The organism is Bradyrhizobium sp. IC4060 (assembly GCF_020193715.1).
Taxonomy (GTDB): Bacteria; Pseudomonadota; Alphaproteobacteria; order Rhizobiales; family Xanthobacteraceae; genus Bradyrhizobium; species Bradyrhizobium yuanmingense.
The window spans coordinates 208882-223558 of the sequence record NZ_JADYVJ010000004.1 but is presented as its reverse complement, the minus strand read 5'-3'; the positions used below and the strand labels follow the sequence as shown (position 1 = coordinate 223558).

At 63.5% G+C, this 14677-nt stretch carries 14 protein-coding genes; 8 read left to right on the top strand and 6 right to left on the bottom strand.

Going from position 1 to position 14677, the window contains the following annotated elements; translation table 11 throughout:
- Nucleotide 1: 1 nt before the first annotated feature.
- The gene (locus I6F16_RS17005) at nt 2-565 is read left to right on the top strand and encodes a flavin reductase family protein (RefSeq protein ID WP_036007598.1); all 564 of its coding nucleotides are present in this window, start codon (nt 2-4) and stop codon (nt 563-565) included.
- 7 nt (nt 566-572) lie between these two features.
- On the opposite strand, the gene I6F16_RS17000 is transcribed toward I6F16_RS17005, so the two are convergent.
- Nucleotides 573-1481 (bottom strand): NAD(P)-dependent oxidoreductase, encoded by a 909-nt coding sequence (locus tag I6F16_RS17000; protein WP_225111954.1) that lies wholly within the window; start codon nt 1479-1481, stop codon nt 573-575.
- A gap of 159 nt (nt 1482-1640) precedes the next feature.
- On the opposite strand from I6F16_RS17000, the gene I6F16_RS16995 reads away from it, so the two are divergent.
- From I6F16_RS16995 to I6F16_RS16970, 6 genes are all read left to right on the top strand, one after another.
- Nucleotides 1641-2624 (top strand): ABC transporter substrate-binding protein, encoded by a 984-nt coding sequence (locus tag I6F16_RS16995; RefSeq protein WP_225111953.1) that lies wholly within the window; start codon nt 1641-1643, stop codon nt 2622-2624.
- 74 nt (nt 2625-2698) lie between these two features.
- Nucleotides 2699-4393, top strand: coding sequence for a dihydroxy-acid dehydratase (gene ilvD / locus I6F16_RS16990; protein WP_036028926.1), 1695 nt, complete (start codon nt 2699-2701; stop codon nt 4391-4393).
- A gap of 94 nt (nt 4394-4487) precedes the next feature.
- Complete coding sequence (locus tag I6F16_RS16985; protein WP_225111952.1) at nt 4488-5333, top strand: ABC transporter ATP-binding protein; 846 nt, start codon at nt 4488-4490, stop codon at nt 5331-5333.
- A complete protein-coding gene (locus tag I6F16_RS16980) occupies nt 5330-6115 on the top strand; it encodes an ABC transporter permease (RefSeq protein WP_036028933.1) in 786 nt (261 codons plus the stop codon). Before I6F16_RS16985 ends, I6F16_RS16980 begins: the two co-directional genes overlap by 4 nt.
- Nucleotides 6112-6879: an ABC transporter permease subunit gene (locus tag I6F16_RS16975; RefSeq protein ID WP_225111951.1), complete on the top strand. Its 768-nt coding sequence runs from the start codon at nt 6112-6114 to the stop codon at nt 6877-6879. Before I6F16_RS16980 ends, I6F16_RS16975 begins: the two co-directional genes overlap by 4 nt.
- A 32-nt stretch (nt 6880-6911) precedes the next feature.
- Nucleotides 6912-7958 carry a peptidase M29 gene (locus I6F16_RS16970; RefSeq protein WP_036028939.1) on the top strand — a complete coding sequence of 349 codons (1047 nt, stop codon included), beginning with the start codon at nt 6912-6914 and terminating at the stop codon, nt 7956-7958.
- Here I6F16_RS16970 and I6F16_RS16965 read toward each other — a convergent pair.
- From I6F16_RS16965 to I6F16_RS16945, 5 genes are read right to left on the bottom strand one after another with little or no spacing between them, the layout of a single operon-like run.
- Nucleotides 7940-8947 (bottom strand): 3-hydroxybutyryl-CoA dehydrogenase, encoded by a 1008-nt coding sequence (locus I6F16_RS16965; RefSeq protein ID WP_225111950.1) that lies wholly within the window; start codon nt 8945-8947, stop codon nt 7940-7942. The genes I6F16_RS16970 and I6F16_RS16965 overlap by 19 nt on opposite strands.
- Before the next feature lie 3 nt (nt 8948-8950).
- Nucleotides 8951-10039, bottom strand: coding sequence for an NAD/NADP-dependent octopine/nopaline dehydrogenase family protein (locus I6F16_RS16960; RefSeq protein ID WP_225111949.1), 1089 nt, complete (start codon nt 10037-10039; stop codon nt 8951-8953).
- On the bottom strand, nt 10036-11571 hold the full coding sequence (locus I6F16_RS16955) for a long-chain fatty acid--CoA ligase (protein WP_225111948.1): 1536 nt from the start codon (nt 11569-11571) through the stop codon (nt 10036-10038). The genes I6F16_RS16960 and I6F16_RS16955 overlap by 4 nt, the downstream gene beginning before the upstream one ends.
- A 2-nt stretch (nt 11572-11573) precedes the next feature.
- Nucleotides 11574-12863, bottom strand: coding sequence for an acyl-CoA dehydrogenase family protein (locus I6F16_RS16950; protein ID WP_225111947.1), 1290 nt, complete (start codon nt 12861-12863; stop codon nt 11574-11576).
- 12 nt (nt 12864-12875) lie between these two features.
- A complete protein-coding gene (locus I6F16_RS16945; protein ID WP_057028668.1) occupies nt 12876-13673 on the bottom strand; it encodes an alpha/beta fold hydrolase in 798 nt (265 codons plus the stop codon).
- A gap of 211 nt (nt 13674-13884) precedes the next feature.
- On the opposite strand from I6F16_RS16945, the gene I6F16_RS16940 reads away from it, so the two are divergent.
- Nucleotides 13885-14646, top strand: coding sequence for an SDR family oxidoreductase (locus I6F16_RS16940; RefSeq protein ID WP_225173878.1), 762 nt, complete (start codon nt 13885-13887; stop codon nt 14644-14646).
- Nucleotides 14647-14677 lie beyond the last annotated feature (31 nt).

Genomic DNA, 14677 nt, shown 5'->3' with positions numbered 1-14677 from the left:
GATGAATGACCTGCCGAAGCAGCCTCGCGCGCCGGATCCCGCCAATGAGTTCGCGAGCGACAGCTCGCAGATTGATCCTCGCGACTTTCGCAACGCGCTCGGAACTTATGCAACGGGCGTCACGATCATCACAGCGGCAGCGCCCGACGGCAAGCCGTACGGACTGACGTGCAATTCCTTCGCCTCGGTCTCGCTGAATCCGCCGCTGGTTCTGTGGAGCCTCGTCGTCTATTCCTCGAGCCTGACCATCTTCCAGAACGCCAGCCATTTCAGCGTCAACGTTCTCGGCGCTTCACAACAAGCGCTTGCGAACAAATTCGCAAAATCGTCGGATGACAAGTTCACCGGCGTCGACTGGACCCCCGGCCTTGGCAACGCTCCAGTGCTCGCCGAGAGCGTCGCCAACTTTCAATGCCGCTCCGTGAATCGCTATTATGGCGGTGACCATGTGATCTTTCTCGGCGCGGTCGAGGCATATACCTACAATGCGAAAGAGCCGCTGCTCTTTGCGCGAGGAGCGTTCGGTCGCTTCATGGCCGACGATGAGCGCAAGAACGGGCGGTAATGCGCCCCTAGAGCGCTTTGCGCTCTGCCGCCGAAAGCTTGTAGATCTCCAGCGCGTCCGCATCCGCACCTCGCGCGGCCTTCGCCAGCCTGAAAAGCTGTCCGGCAAGCGCGGCCATCGGCACTGGCGTCGAGGTTGCCTGTGCAACATCAGCGACCGTATCGAGATCCTTGAGCATCGTGGCGATGTGGCCGAGCGGCGGGCTGTGAATGCCGTTGACCATTCGCGGCACGAACAGCTGGAGCGGGATGGAATCCGCAAAGCCGCCTGCGAGCGCTTCGGGCAATCGGTTGGCGTCAATTCCGGCGTTCAAGGCAAGGCGGGTTGCTTCCGCGAGCACGGCCATCGCGCATCCGACGATCACCTGGTTGCACAGCTTTGTGGTCTGGCCGGCGCCGACCGGGCCCATGTGCGTGAACCTGCGTGCCATGGCCAGCACATAGGGCCGCACCCTCTCGATGTCGCCAGCTTCTCCGCCTGCCATGATGGCGAGCGTGCCTTCCTCGGCGCCCTTCGTGCCCCCGGACACCGGCGCATCGATCCAGCCCGCACCGTTCGCGTTCTTCAATCGCGTTGCGAGGTCGCGCGCTGCGTCTGGATGGATAGACGAGAAGTCGACCACAAGCGTGCCCGCGCCAGGGGCTGCTGCCAGACCTTCGGGCCCGAAGATCACCTCCTCCACCGCCGCCGCATCCGTTACGCACATGAAGACGATATCCGAGCTCGCCAGGAGATCACGCGGCGTGTCCACACGCCTGGCGCCGGCCTCGACCAGCGGCGCCACCTTCCCCTCCGAGCGATTCCAGACGGCGACCTGATAGCCGGCCTTCAGCAGGCGTCGGGTCATCGGCGTTCCCATGAGTCCCAGGCCGAGATAGCCGAGCTTCTCGGTGCCGTTCTTGCTGTCGTCAGCCATAGGTTGCCTCCTTCTGTCGCAGACGCCGCTTTACCATACATTGCGCATCTGCCGGCAAGACCGCCCACCTCGCATGGCTTGCCTGATTGTTTGAACCATGAAACATTTGAGGCGGTCGGGTTGGGGCGCCAGTCGGCGCCGGAGCAGCGGAGTGGAACGATGCGAACCGTTTCGAAGTGGATCCTGGCTTTGGGGGCGGCAGCCGCCGTGAGCGCGGGCGCAAGCCCGTCATGGGGGCAGCAGACGATCCGCGTCGGCTGGACCATCCCTGCGGAGGAGTCCAAGTACTGGATGATGCGCAGGCCGGCCGAATTCCCCAATCTCGGCAAGGCCTACAACATCGAATGGACCCAATTCCAGGGCACCGCGCCGATGACGCAGGCCCTGGCGGCCGGTGCACTGGACTGCGCGACGCAGGCGCCGCTCTCGCTCTCCAACGGTGTCGTCGGCGGCAATCTTAAGGCCTATATCGTGGCGCAACACGTTTTCGAGATGCCCGGCGGCTTCTCGGTTTACTGGGCCGTCAAGGATGACTCGCCCATCAAGTCAATCGCGGATCTCAAGGGCAAGACCGTCGGCATTTCCGTGATCGGTGGCGGTACGCAAGGGCCGTTCAATCTGCTCTTGAAGCAGAATGGCGTCGATCCGGCCAAGGACATCAAGCTGGTCGAGGTCGGCTTTGCCGTCTCCGAGGACGCGCTGCGCCAAGGCCGCGTCGACGCGGTCAATATGAACCAGCCGTTTGCTGCACGCGCGGAGGCAAAGGGCGGCACAAGGAAGCTGTTCTCGCTCTCCCAGGCCATGCCGAACATCGTGCACATCCTGGAAGCCTGCCGTGCCGATTTCGTCGACAAGAACCCTGAGTTGGTCAAGGCCTATGTCCGCGATATTACCTCGGGCATGAAGAAGGCACTCGCGAACCGCGAGGAGACTCTCAAGGTCGTCAATGAAGTGCTGAAAGCCCCCATCCCGGTGCTTGAGACCTACTTGCTCAAGGACAATGATTTCGGCCGCGATCCGGGTGCTGCGCCGAACTTCCCGGCGATCCAGAAGATGCTGGATATCTATGCAGAAACAGGAATGCTGCCGAAGCTGGATGTCGCACAGTTCAAGCATCCGTCGATTGTCGCGCCGCTGCAATAGAAGCGGGGCGAATTACCGAACCAACATCGTGGCGTTCCGGACCATCCGGGACGCTGCACGAAGAAGATGCATATATGAAGAAGTTGCGATCCCGAGTCACCACAGACGGCCTCGACCGAGCGCCGCATCGTGCATTCATGCGCGCCATGGGGCTCGACGACGCTGCGATTGCGAAGCCGATGGTGGGCATCGTCAGCATGAAGGGTGAGCAGACGCCCTGCAACATGACCCACGACTTCCAGGTAGCTGCAGCCAAGACCGGGATCGAGGAGGCCGGCGGTACACCGCGTGAGTTCTCGACTGTTTCGGTGTCCGACGGCATCAGCATGAATCATGAGGGGATGAAGTTCTCCCTGTTCTCGCGTGAGCTGATCGCCGACTCGATCGAAGCCGTGGTCCATGGGTTGGCCTACGATGCGCTGATCGGATACGGCGGGTGCGACAAGACCCTTCCTGGCGTGATGATGGGAATGGTCCGCTGCAACGTGCCATCCATCTTCATCTATGGCGGCAGCTCGCTGCCCGGGCGCGTGGATGGACGTACGCTGACGGTGCTCGATTCCTATGAGGCTGTCGGCAGCTTCATGACTGGCGAGATCGACGGCGCCACGCTCGAGCGCATCGAGCGCGCCTGCCTGCCGACGATCGGTGCGTGCGCCGGCCAGTTCACCGCGAACACCATGGGCATGGTATCGGAGGCGATGGGGCTGACCATTCCCAACGTCTCGATGGTGCCCGGTGTCTATTCCGAGCGTGCGCAGATTTCGCGACGCGCCGGCCGACTGATCATGGAGATGCTGAACCACGGCGGGCCGCTGCCGCGCGACATCGTGACGCGGAAATCCCTGGAGAACGGAGCGGCGATCGTGGCAGCGACGGGCGGCTCGACCAACGCCGCGCTGCACCTGCCGGCGATCGCGAATGAGGCCGGAATTGCATTCAGCATCGATGACGTGGGGGAGGTCTTTGCCAGGACGCCGTTGATCGGCAATCTGCGCCCCGGAGGCAAGTATACGGCGAAGGATGTCTACGATATCGGCGGCGCTGCGGTCATCATTCGCGAGCTGATCCAGAGCGGTCATATCGATGGCGGCTGCTTGTCAATCACCGGCCGCACACTTGCCGAAGAGTACGGTGTGGCCAACGCACCCGACGGGGAGGTTGTGTACACGGCTCGCGCGCCGATCATGCCTGACGGTGGTGTCGCGGTGCTGAAGGGTAACCTCTGTCCCGATGGGGCGGTGATCAAGGTGGCGGGCTTGAAGAGCCAATTCTTCGAAGGCGTCGCGCGTGTTTTCGAGGATGAAGAAGCCTGCGTCGCAGCCGTTCGTGACCGCAGTTACAAGGCGGGCGAGGTTCTCGTGATCCGCAATGAAGGGCCAGTCGGCGGACCTGGCATGCGTGAGATGCTTGGCGTCACCGCACTGATCTACGGGCAGGGCATGGGTGAAAAAGTGGCGCTGATCACCGATGGCCGGTTCTCCGGCGCGACCCGCGGGATGTGCATCGGCTACGTGTCCCCCGAGGCATTTGTTGGCGGTCCGCTGGCGCTCGTCCGGAATGGTGACAGAATCCGGATTGATGCCGCAAATCGACGGATGGATGTCCTGCTCGAGGAACAGGAGCTTGCCGCACGGCGACGCGATTGGAAGCCGCGCCCGCCTCGCCACCGCGCAGGTGCGCTGGCAAAATATGCCCGGCTGGTTGGGCAGGCGCCGGGCGGAGCCGTGACGCATGAAGGCCCGGCAGAATGGCCGTGGTTCGAATGACGCACCGCACGGGCGCGAAAGTGACAGCCTGTCTGGCAGGCTTCTTGCTAAGCTGATGCCGCTGAATCCTCGTGCGAGTGGGACGGAAGGCGGGATGACGGTAGTATCTGCGAGATCGAGCGAATGGGTGAGACCGGTGACGCAACAAGACCCGGCTTCCGCAATCATCGAGATCGACCGCGTGTCGCAGGTCTTTAAATCCTCGGCACGCAAGAATCACGTTGCGCTTTCGGACATTTCGCTGACGATCGAGGAAGGAGCTTTCGTCTCCATCCTTGGTCCGTCCGGCTGCGGCAAGTCGACACTGCTCTACATTGTCGGCGGCTTCGTCAGTCCAACCAGCGGCGCGGCGAAGATGAAGGGACAGGCGATCACGGGGCCCGGTCCGGATCGCGGACCGGTATTCCAGGAATTTGCGCTCTTTCCCTGGAAGACTGTGCTCGGCAACGTGATGTATGGGCCGCGTCAGCAAGGAATTCGCGGCACCGAGGCCGAAGCGCAGAGCCGGGCCCTGATCGAGATGGTCGGCCTCAAGGGCTACGAGAACTTCTATCCCAAGGAGCTGTCGGGCGGCATGAAGCAGCGCGTGGCGCTGGCGCGGACGCTTGCCTACCATCCCGAAGTGCTGCTGATGGACGAGCCGTTCGGGGCACTCGACGCGCACACGAGGACGCGCCTGCAGAACGATCTTCTGAACATCTGGGAGCGTGACCGCAAGACGGTGCTTTTCGTCACCCATTCGGTCGACGAAGCCGTCTTCCTCTCGGACAAGGTCGTCATGATGTCGAAATCGCCCGGGCGAATCCGGCAGGTCATCGACATCGACCTGCCGCGGCCGCGCCGCCGCAACGAGCTGTTGCTCGATCCGCGTTACCAGAAGTACGTCGTCGACATCGAGCGCATGTTCGACGAGAGCGACGAAGCCGGAGCGCCCGCGTGATGTCGGCGGCCGGCATGACCAAGCGCGCTGCCCCGGTGCTCGCCTGCATCGGATTGCTGGTGGTGTGGCAGGTCGCGTCACTGGCGCTGAAGAATGACAGTTTTCCGACCGCGATCGGAGCGATGAGAGCGATTCCGGACATCCTTGGCGACAGGGAATCCCTGATCAATATTCTGGCCTCGCTCCGGCGCATGGCGATGGGATTTGGCGCGGCCGTGCTCGTGTCGATTCCGCTTGGCCTGTTGATGGGACGTAGCGCCGCGATTGCGGCCTTCTTCAATCCGCTGCTGATGGTGATCTATCCGGTGCCGAAGGCGGCCTTGATGCCGATCATCATGCTCTGGCTCGGCGTCGGCGACATCACGAAGACGCTCGTGATCTTCCTCGGCGTCAGCCTGCCCGTGATTTATCACAGCTTCGAAGGCGCCAAGGCGGTCGAAGAGAAGATGCTGTGGTCGGGCGCTGCGATGGGGCTCTCGCCGGTGCAACGCTTGGTGCGTATCGTGCTGCCGGCGGCGCTGCCGGAAATTCTGACGGGGTGTCGTACAGGATTGGTGTTGGCGCTGATCACGATGATCACCAGTGAGATGATTGCCCGTCAGTCCGGCGCCGGAAACATCCTGTTCAACGCGCTCGACATGGGCCAATACGAAACCGTCTTTGCGATGATCATCATCGTTGGCGCGATGGGAATCTGCCTCGACGCGATTTTCGAGAAGGTTCGTGCTAGGCTCGTGCGCTGGTCCGAGCCGCAGTTCGACATGCCGCTGAGCTTCTCATGATGTCGCGGCTTCTCGCCCCTAATTTCGTTCTTGGAATTGCTCCGATCGCACTGGTGATCGCGCTGTGGCAAGGCTTGGTATCTTTCGGCTTCGCGCCGGCAGTTCTGCTGCCGCCGCCTGGCTACGTCTTCGGCCGGCTGCTCCAGCAACTCGTAACCTCGACGTTCCAGCACGAGATCGCGGCGACCCTGATCAGGCTGTTTGCCGGCTTCGCGATTGCTGTCGTGCTCGGTGTCAGCATCGGCATTGCCGCCGCCGCCAATCCGGCGATCAACGCCGTGGTTCGGCCCATCGTGCGCGTATTGGCGCCTTTGCCCAAGGTCGCGCTCTATCCGGCCTTGCTGCTGCTGCTCGGATTTGGCCACGGATCGAAGATCACATTAGTGGCTGCCGACGCTCTTTTCCCGATCCTGCTGTCGACCTATTACGGTGCCTCGACCGTCGAGCAGAAGCTGATCTGGTCGGCTATGGCTGCGGGATCGTCACGCTACGAAATCCTCTTCAAGGTAGTGCTGCCGGCAGCGATGCCGTCGATCCTGACCGGGTGCCGGATTGGCCTTGTCATTTCCTGCATCGTGGTGTTTCTGGCCGAAATGATCACGTCGACGGACGGATTGGGGCACGCGCTCGTGACTGCGGCCAGAACCTTCCAGGCCGTGGACATGTTCGTGCCGCTGATCACGATCTCGCTGCTGGGCTTGATCTTGAACGGCCTGCTGGGAGCCGTGCGCTCGTACTTGCTCCGGGGCTTCCCCGAAGCGTAACTAACAAGAATCCTGAAGACCGGGAGAGAACCATGCTGGCTGATCGTATCGAGGCAAAATGGATCGATGCGTTTTGCGAGATCTTTGAGCGATGCGCCGTCAAGGCCGGCGATACCGCGGCGATCCTATCGGAGACCCAGTCACGCGCGTTGAACGTCCATCTCGCGGAGCTGGCCCTGCTGCGGATGGGCGCGCGGCCGTTTCATGTGGTGATGCCGACGCCACGTAACCGGCATATCGTTCCGGTCCGCTCCACCGGGGCGAGCGAGGCGATCCAAAAGCTTGGTCCAGTGATCACGGCGCTTCAGCAGGCCGGCTTCGTCGTGGATTGCACCATCGAAGGACTGATGCATGCGGTGGAGACGCCGGAGATTCTCAAAGCCGGCGCGCGGATCCTGGTGATCTCCAACGAGCATCCCGAAGCGCTGGAGCGCATGGTGCCGGATTCCGCGCTCGAAAAGCGTGTTCGTGCGGCGGCCAAAATGCTGCGCGGAACGAAGCGCATGCGTGTCTCCTCGAAGGCCGGCACGGCGCTCGATGTCGATATGGTCGGAGCGTCGACGGTCGGTGTGTGGGGCTGGACCGACAAGCCCGGCACGCTCGCGCATTGGCCCGGCGGCATCGTCGTCAGCTTTCCCAAGAGCGGGACCATCAACGGCACCCTGGTGATGGCGCCCGGCGACATCAACCTGACCTTCAAGCGCTACCTGACCTCGCCGGTGAAGATGACTCTGAAGGACGACTATGTCGTGGAACTCGAAGGCGAGGGCACGGATGCCGCGATGATGCGCGCTTATCTGGCCGCCTGGGGCGATCGCGAAGCCTATGCCGTGTCGCATGTCGGCTTCGGCATGAATCCCGGTGCGCGCTATGAGGCACTATCCATGTATGACCAGCGCGACACCAACGGCACAGAGATTCGGGCCGTTTCCGGCAATTTCCTGTTCTCGACCGGTGCGAATGAATTTGCAGGGCGCTACACGGCCGGACATTTCGACCTGCCGATGATGGGAACGACGATCGAGCTCGACGGCGTTGCGGTCGTCCGCGAAGGCGTGCTTCAGGACGTCTTCGGGTAGCCGCGATCGAGCACGGGCGGCCGGGCGAGGTCGAAGTGCCGGAGCAGGTCGACCATGGCCTGCAACCGCTTCACGCGATAAGCATCGACGTCCATCCCGGAGTAATCCAGGAAGCCGGCGCCCGTGCGCAGGCCGATCCGGCCTTCATGCATGTTGCGGGAAATGACCTCCGGCGCGCGATAGCGGTCGCTACCAAGCGCGCCTTCGAGGTAACGGCTGGCGTAGTATAGGATATCGCCGCCGCCCCAATCGATGAATTCGAGCAGCCCGAGCACGGCATAGCGGAAGCCGAAGCCGTAACGGATCGCCTTGTCGATCTCTTCGGCGCTGGCGACGCCTTCCTCGACCATGCGCGCGGCCTCGTTCATTGCCAGCGCCTGGATGCGCGGGACGATGAAACCCGGTGTGGCGGCGCAGACCACCGGCACCTTCCCGATGCCTTCGAGCAGCGTCTTGACCTCGTCGATGACGGCCGGGTCTGTCGCCTTGCCGGGCGAAACCTCGACCAGCGGGATGAGATAGGCCGGATTGAGCCAGTGCACGTTTAGAAAGCGGCGCGGGTTCACGATCGCGCCCGAGAGATCGTCGACGAGGATGGTCGAGGTCGTCGACGCGATGATCGTTTCAGGGCCGACCTGCTTTGACGCCGCCCCCAGCACCTCGCGCTTGAGCTCGACCACCTCAGGAACGCCTTCGAAGATCATTCCGGCTTCGGCCAACGCTGCGCCGCTCCGGCTCGCCGGCACTACCGAGACCCGCGCGATCAGCGGATCGACATCCGCGTCGGTCAGCAGACCCAGTTTTGACAGGCTGGCGAAGGTCTTCCTGACTTCGCCAAGCGCGTCCGTTTCCAGCTTGGTGAAGTCCTCCGCGGAACGCGCCTTAATATCGATCATCGTGACCCTGTGCCCTGCATACGCGAAGGCAACGGCAATGCCCCGGCCCATGCGGCCAGCGCCGAGACAGGCGATATTGATGCGACTGGTCATTGATCAGAATCCATTGCGGAGCAGCGTCTGCAATTCAGCCTTGCTGAGCTCGCCGAGTCCCAGCGTCTGGAGCGTTCGGCCACCTCGCGCAAAATCTTCGCCGCAGACCGCGCCGCCGATTGACAGAAACGCTTTGGCCAGCGGTGTGTCCACGCCAGCGAGGCCCGCGACGGACACCAGCAGCGACAGCCCAAGCCGCAGATCCTCGCGCATGTAACGGTGCTCTGTCAGCACGATCCGCTCGCGCCAATCACCGGAATCGGTCAACCGGTCGTGCGAGCCGCGGCCATACATCCAGATCTCGCCTTCCTTCGCGTAATGGTGAGCCAGCGGGAAATGTGGCGCGCCGTAGCCGAGTGCCTCGCGCACCGCGATGCGTTCTGCGTCGAGCGCGTCAGTGACCCGGCGGATCGCGGCTTGCGTACCTTCCTTGTGAATGTCCCAGCGCTCGAAATGTTCGATCGGCCCTGCGTTCATCACGATCAACGGCGGGTGAATGATCGGACCTGCGTTCATCAGGGCGCCCGACAGCGCGTCTCCGCATGTCTCGATCGCGTCTGGGAAAGCGCGCCCGATCACTGCGAGGGCGTGGGGCGCCTGCTCGAGCGGGAACACGCCGACCGGGAGCCGCTTGGCGCGGATGGTGATCGCGACCTCGAACGGTCCGTGCTTGCGGGTCAGCCACGGAAGCGTGCCCGTTTCGGCAAAGCTGGCCTTGGCATTGTTGCCGGCATCTCGGGCCGCCTGGGCGAAGATCATCGAGCCGAACGTCGCTGGCGGCAGAAAGACGACCTGACCGTCCCGCAAATGCGGCGCGAGCAGGCGAGCGATATTTGATTGCGCGAAGGCGGGCGCGGGGCACAGGATCAGCTCCGTGCCTTCGACGGCGTCCGCGATGTCGGTCGTGACCAGCGCCAGCTTCACGTCATGACGGCCGTTGTGATCCTTGACCAGGATGCGCGAGCCGGCGGCGCGATGCGCTGCGACCTGATCGGCATCGCGGCGCCAGAGCCGCACCTCGTGCCCCGACAGCGCAAAATCGCCCGCGGCCGCGAAAGAGCCGTTTCCCCCACCCAGAACTGCGATCTTCAAGATGCTTCTCCTTGCGCCCGTGACTGCGCATCAAGCTGCTTCAGCAGGAAATGCTGGACCTTGCCCAGCGCCGTCCGCGGCAGGTCGGTGACGAAGACGATCTCGCGCGGAATTTTGTAGCGCGCGAGTTGCGCCTGAAGATGCGCCCTCAATTCGTCCGCCTCGAGCCGGCAGCCGGATCTCGCAATGACATAGGCGACCGGCACCTCGTCCCAGCGCGGGTCCGGCCGGCCGATCACGGCGCATTCGCTGACGTCGGGGTGTTCGAGCAGGACGCGCTCGACCTCGGCCGGGTAGACGTTTTCTCCGCCTGAAATGATCATGTTCTTCTTGCGGTCGCGGACCCAGAAATAGCCGTCGGCATCGCACAGGCCGATATCACCGGTGCGATACCAGCCGTCTTGCAGCGCCTCGCGCGTTGCGGCGTCGTTTCCCCAATATTCGAAGAACACGTTGGGACCGCGCACCGCGATTTCGCCTGGCGTGCCCGCGGGCAGTTCTTCGCCGGCCTGGTCGATCACTTTTGCCTCGCAGCACAGGCCGGCAAGGCCGGTCGATCCCGCACGCGAAGGATCGCCGCCAAGCCGCGTGTAGACGGCGATCGGGCAGGTTTCGGTCGAGCCATAGACCTGAAGCACCGGGACGTCGCGCGCGACGAAGCGCTCGATCAGGTGCGGCGGTACGATGGTCGAGCCGGTGGCGACGGCCTTGAGTGAGGAAAGATCAGCGGTCGCCCAGGCAGCATGCTCGCTCACCGCCTGAAGGATCGCAGGAACCATCACCGTGAGTGTCGGCCGTTCCCGTTCGATAGCCGCAAGCGTGGCGTCCGGCGTGAAGCGCGCATGCACCGTGACCGTCGCGCCCAATTGGAGCGCGGGCGTAGTCTGGATGTTGAGGCCACCGACGTGGAAGAACGGCAGCACGGTCAGCACGTGGTCGTCGGACGTCATGTTGTGCATGTGCTGGCTCATGACACCGTTCCAGAACAGCGCCTCCTGGCGCAGCACCGCGCCCTTTGGCCGTCCCGTCGTGCCCGACGTGTAGACGATGAGCAGCGGGCTGGAGAGGTCGGTGTGTGGATTTCGGCTCGTGCCGTCACCGCGGGCCAGCAAATCTTCGAATGTCGTGCCGCGAGGAGGCGTGAAGTCGAGGCCGACTACGGATGTCCCTGCCGCGGTCTGCCCCAGCTCGGCAAGCACTCCGGAAAACGCCTGCTCGAGGACCAGGACCTTGGCGCCGGCATCACTGAGAATGAACAGCTGCTCGGCGACGGCCAGTCGCCAGTTCAGCGGCACCAGCATCGCGCCGAGCCGCGCACAGGCGTAAAGCAGAACCAGATAATCCGGCCTGTTCAGGCTTAGAATCGCGACGCGATCGCCGCGGCCGACGCCGAGCTCCCCCTTCAAGGCAGTCGCGGTCCGTTCGATCCGTGCGGCGAATGCCGCATAACTCAGCCGCGTCCCTTCGAAGGCAATGGCCGTCTTGTCTGGCGCGAACGCCGCGTTGCGGTCGATCAGGCTACAGAGGTCCACGGTCAGTCGTCCGTTTCACCGGCCTCGTACAGCGCTTCGCGCCCGATCCGGTCGAGGCAGAGCTCGGCGGTCCAGGGCAGCATCAGCGAGCCGCAGCGGCTGTCACGATAGATTCGCTCCAGCGGCAGCGAGCGAAGCATGGCCTGACCGCCGCAGGTGCGGATCGCGAGCGCGGCGAGCTCATTGGCGCCCTCCATCACGGAATATTGCGCGGCATAGGCGCGCAGCACTTGCTCCTTGCTCGGATTGGCGCGCGCCTCGGTCACGGCCTGGAACCAGATTGCCTTAATCTGCTCCAGCTTGATCTGCATCTGCGCCACCGCGATCTGCTTGGTCGGGTACATCCGCCGCTTGACCGACGGCATGCCCGGGACCTCGCCGCGCAAGTAACGCACGGTGAAGTCGTAGGCGGCTTGCGCCAGGCCCATATAGGTCGGCGACAGCGTCAGGAACATGTGCGGCCAGCGCTGAGCTGCCTGGAAATACACGCCGCGCGGCATCAGCGCCGAATCTTCCGGAACCAACACATCCTTGAACAGCAGCGTCCGCGAAACCGTGCCGCGCATGCCCAGCGGGTCCCAGTCGCCGACGACCGAGACGCCTTCTGATTTGGCTGATATCGCCAGGTAAAGCGTGTTGCGGCGCGACGCCTTCTCGCCTTGCTCCATCTCGGTGCAAAGCACGCCGTAATAGTCGGCGTGGCCCGAAAGCGAGGCAAAGATCTTCTTGCCGTTGACGATCCAGCCCCCTTTAACCGGCCTTGCTTCAGTGCCGAATGCGACCCCGCCGGCAGCGGCAGCTCCACCTTCGGAAAAGGGCTGCGAGTAGATCGCTCCATCCTCGACGATGCGCTTGTAGTGCACCGCGCGCCGCCGCTCGTGCTCGGCACGGGTGTCCGCGTCCATGTCCAGATCGTCGGCGAGCGGACCCGACCACAGGGTCGAGCAGACATGCATGTTCCAGGTCAGCGCGGTGGCGCCGCAATAGCGGCCGATCTCGGCCGCCGCCAGGGCATAGGTCTGGTAATTCGCGCCGAGGCCGCCGTGCTTCTTTGGCACGGCAATGCCGAGCAGGCCGACGCGATGCAAATCGCAGTAATTTTCGGTCGGGAAGGTCGCCTCGCGATCGTAAGTGGCGGCGCGACCGGCAAAGACGGTCTGGCCGATCTCTCTCGCGCGGGTGATGATGCCGGCCTGCTCGTCGCTCAGGCTGAATGCGACAGGATCGAAGATCGGCGCATCCAGCGCGACCTTGTTGGTCGCGCCAATCGTCTTGCTGACTTGCATGGTCATCGCGCAGTTACCTTAGGCTTTGGTCGCGAGAGAGTTCAGGAACCGGCCGAGAGCTTCGTCGAAGGCCTCGGGGCGTTCGAGATTGGCGAGATGGCCGACGCCAGGCAGCTCGACATATTCGGCCCCCGGGATATAGGTCGCCGTCTTTGCCATCATCGGCGCGGGCGCGTTGTTGTCCTTTGAGCCGGACAGCAACAGCGTGGGAACAGAGATATTTCCGAGCGTGCTGCGCTGATCGAAGCCGATGAGGGCCAGCATCATGGCACGATAGCTCGCTTCGGGCACGCTCCCCATGCATTCGCGGGCGACCTCCATCCCATTCGGATCGGGATCGTCGCCGACGAGCTCCTTCACCAAGGAGGGGGCCAGCGACTTCATCGTCTCGCCGCGATCGAGCGGTCCCAGTCGCGCTGCGATGAATGATTTCTGCCAGTCGCCGTCCGCCTTTCCGAACGCAGGGCTGGTCTGCGCCAGCACGACTGCGCGTGCCAGCTTGGGGGACTGAACCAGCCACTTCTGAACGATCATGCCGCCGATGGAATGGCCGACCAGAACGGGCCTGCTGACGCCGAGTTGCGCGATGAATTGCTGCAGCGCCTCCGCCAGGGCAGCGATACTGACGCTCGCAAGCGGCGCCGATCCTCCATAACCGGGCATGTCCCATGCGATCGCGCGGAAGCGGTCGCCAAATGTCGCAAGCTGCCCCCGCCAGGCCCGCGCCGCGCCGCCGATGCCGTGCAGGAAGATCAGCGGTATCGCGCCCGGATCGCCCGCGGCTTCGTAGGCGAAGCGTCCGTCCTTTGTTATCATTGGCACAGGCTGCGACACGCGACATCCTTCTGCTGGGCCCCTCGATGCTAACAGGCCTTTCGAGGATGGAAAGCGATAATTTTATACTTAAAGCAATTTTCGGGCCGTCGCTCATGCTGCATCATTCCCCGACCAAGCGCCGCTTTCGTTGCAAAAACTTGAAGGTTAAAATATATCGAACACTGGTCACGATATCCGAGGGAGCCAGCGCATGTCCGGATTGCCGCATTCGCCGCACGCGCTGGTCACCGGAGGCGGGCGCGGCATCGGCCGCGCGATCGCGTCCGCTCTCGTCGGCGCCGGTGCGACCGTGACCGTGCTTGGCCGGAACGCGGCGGTTCTCGACGAGGCGGTCAATGCAGGCGCCGCGCACTTTGCGGCTGTCGCTGATGTCTCGAACGAAACGTCTCTGAAAGCCGCGATCGCCGGGGCAAGTGCGCGCAAGCCGATCGACATCCTGATTGCCAACGCGGGCAGCGCTGAATCGGCGCCGTTCGCGAAATCGGACAGCGCGCTCTTCAGCCGGATGATGGATGTCAATTTCATGGGCGTCGTGCATGCCGTCCAGGCCGTGCTGCCGGGCATGAAGGATCGTCCCTACGGCCGCATCGTCGCGGTAGCGTCCACCGCAGGCCTCAAGGGCTACGCCTATGTCAGCGCATATGCAGCGGCCAAGCACGCCGTCATCGGCCTCGCGCGTTCCCTTGCTCTCGAGATGGCCGGAAGCAACGTCACCGTGAACGCGGTGTGTCCCGGCTTCACCGACACCGACCTCGTCGCCGGGAGCATCGACAACATCGTGAAGAAGACGGGCCGGACCCGCGAGCAGGCAATTGCCGAGCTCGCGAAGCACAATCCGCAAGGGCGCCTGGTTACGCCTCAGGAGGTCGCAGACGCGGTTCTCTGGCTGTGCGGGGAGGGCGCGAGCTCGATCACCGGACAGGCGATCGCAGTGGCCGGTGGCGAAGTCTAGCCTGCCTGGCAGGCGCGGAAAAAGAAAGCCA

Excerpts from the sequence above, each read along its gene's own strand:
- I6F16_RS17005 (WP_036007598.1), top strand. The coding sequence starts at position 2 with ATGAATGACCTGCCGAAGCAGCCTCGCGCGCCGGATCCCGCCAATGAG.
- I6F16_RS17000 (WP_225111954.1), bottom strand. The coding sequence starts at position 1,481 with ATGGCTGACGACAGCAAGAACGGCACCGAGAAGCTCGGCTATCTCGGC.
- I6F16_RS16995 (WP_225111953.1), top strand. The coding sequence starts at position 1,641 with ATGCGAACCGTTTCGAAGTGGATCCTGGCTTTGGGGGCGGCAGCCGCC.
- ilvD (WP_036028926.1), top strand. The coding sequence starts at position 2,699 with ATGAAGAAGTTGCGATCCCGAGTCACCACAGACGGCCTCGACCGAGCG.
- I6F16_RS16985 (WP_225111952.1), top strand. The coding sequence starts at position 4,488 with ATGACGGTAGTATCTGCGAGATCGAGCGAATGGGTGAGACCGGTGACG.
- I6F16_RS16975 (WP_225111951.1), top strand. The coding sequence starts at position 6,112 with ATGATGTCGCGGCTTCTCGCCCCTAATTTCGTTCTTGGAATTGCTCCG.
- I6F16_RS16970 (WP_036028939.1), top strand. The coding sequence starts at position 6,912 with ATGCTGGCTGATCGTATCGAGGCAAAATGGATCGATGCGTTTTGCGAG.
- I6F16_RS16965 (WP_225111950.1), bottom strand. The coding sequence starts at position 8,947 with ATGACCAGTCGCATCAATATCGCCTGTCTCGGCGCTGGCCGCATGGGC.
- I6F16_RS16950 (WP_225111947.1), bottom strand. The coding sequence starts at position 12,863 with ATGACCATGCAAGTCAGCAAGACGATTGGCGCGACCAACAAGGTCGCG.
- I6F16_RS16945 (WP_057028668.1), bottom strand. The coding sequence starts at position 13,673 with ATGATAACAAAGGACGGACGCTTCGCCTACGAAGCCGCGGGCGATCCG.
- I6F16_RS16940 (WP_225173878.1), top strand. The coding sequence starts at position 13,885 with ATGTCCGGATTGCCGCATTCGCCGCACGCGCTGGTCACCGGAGGCGGG.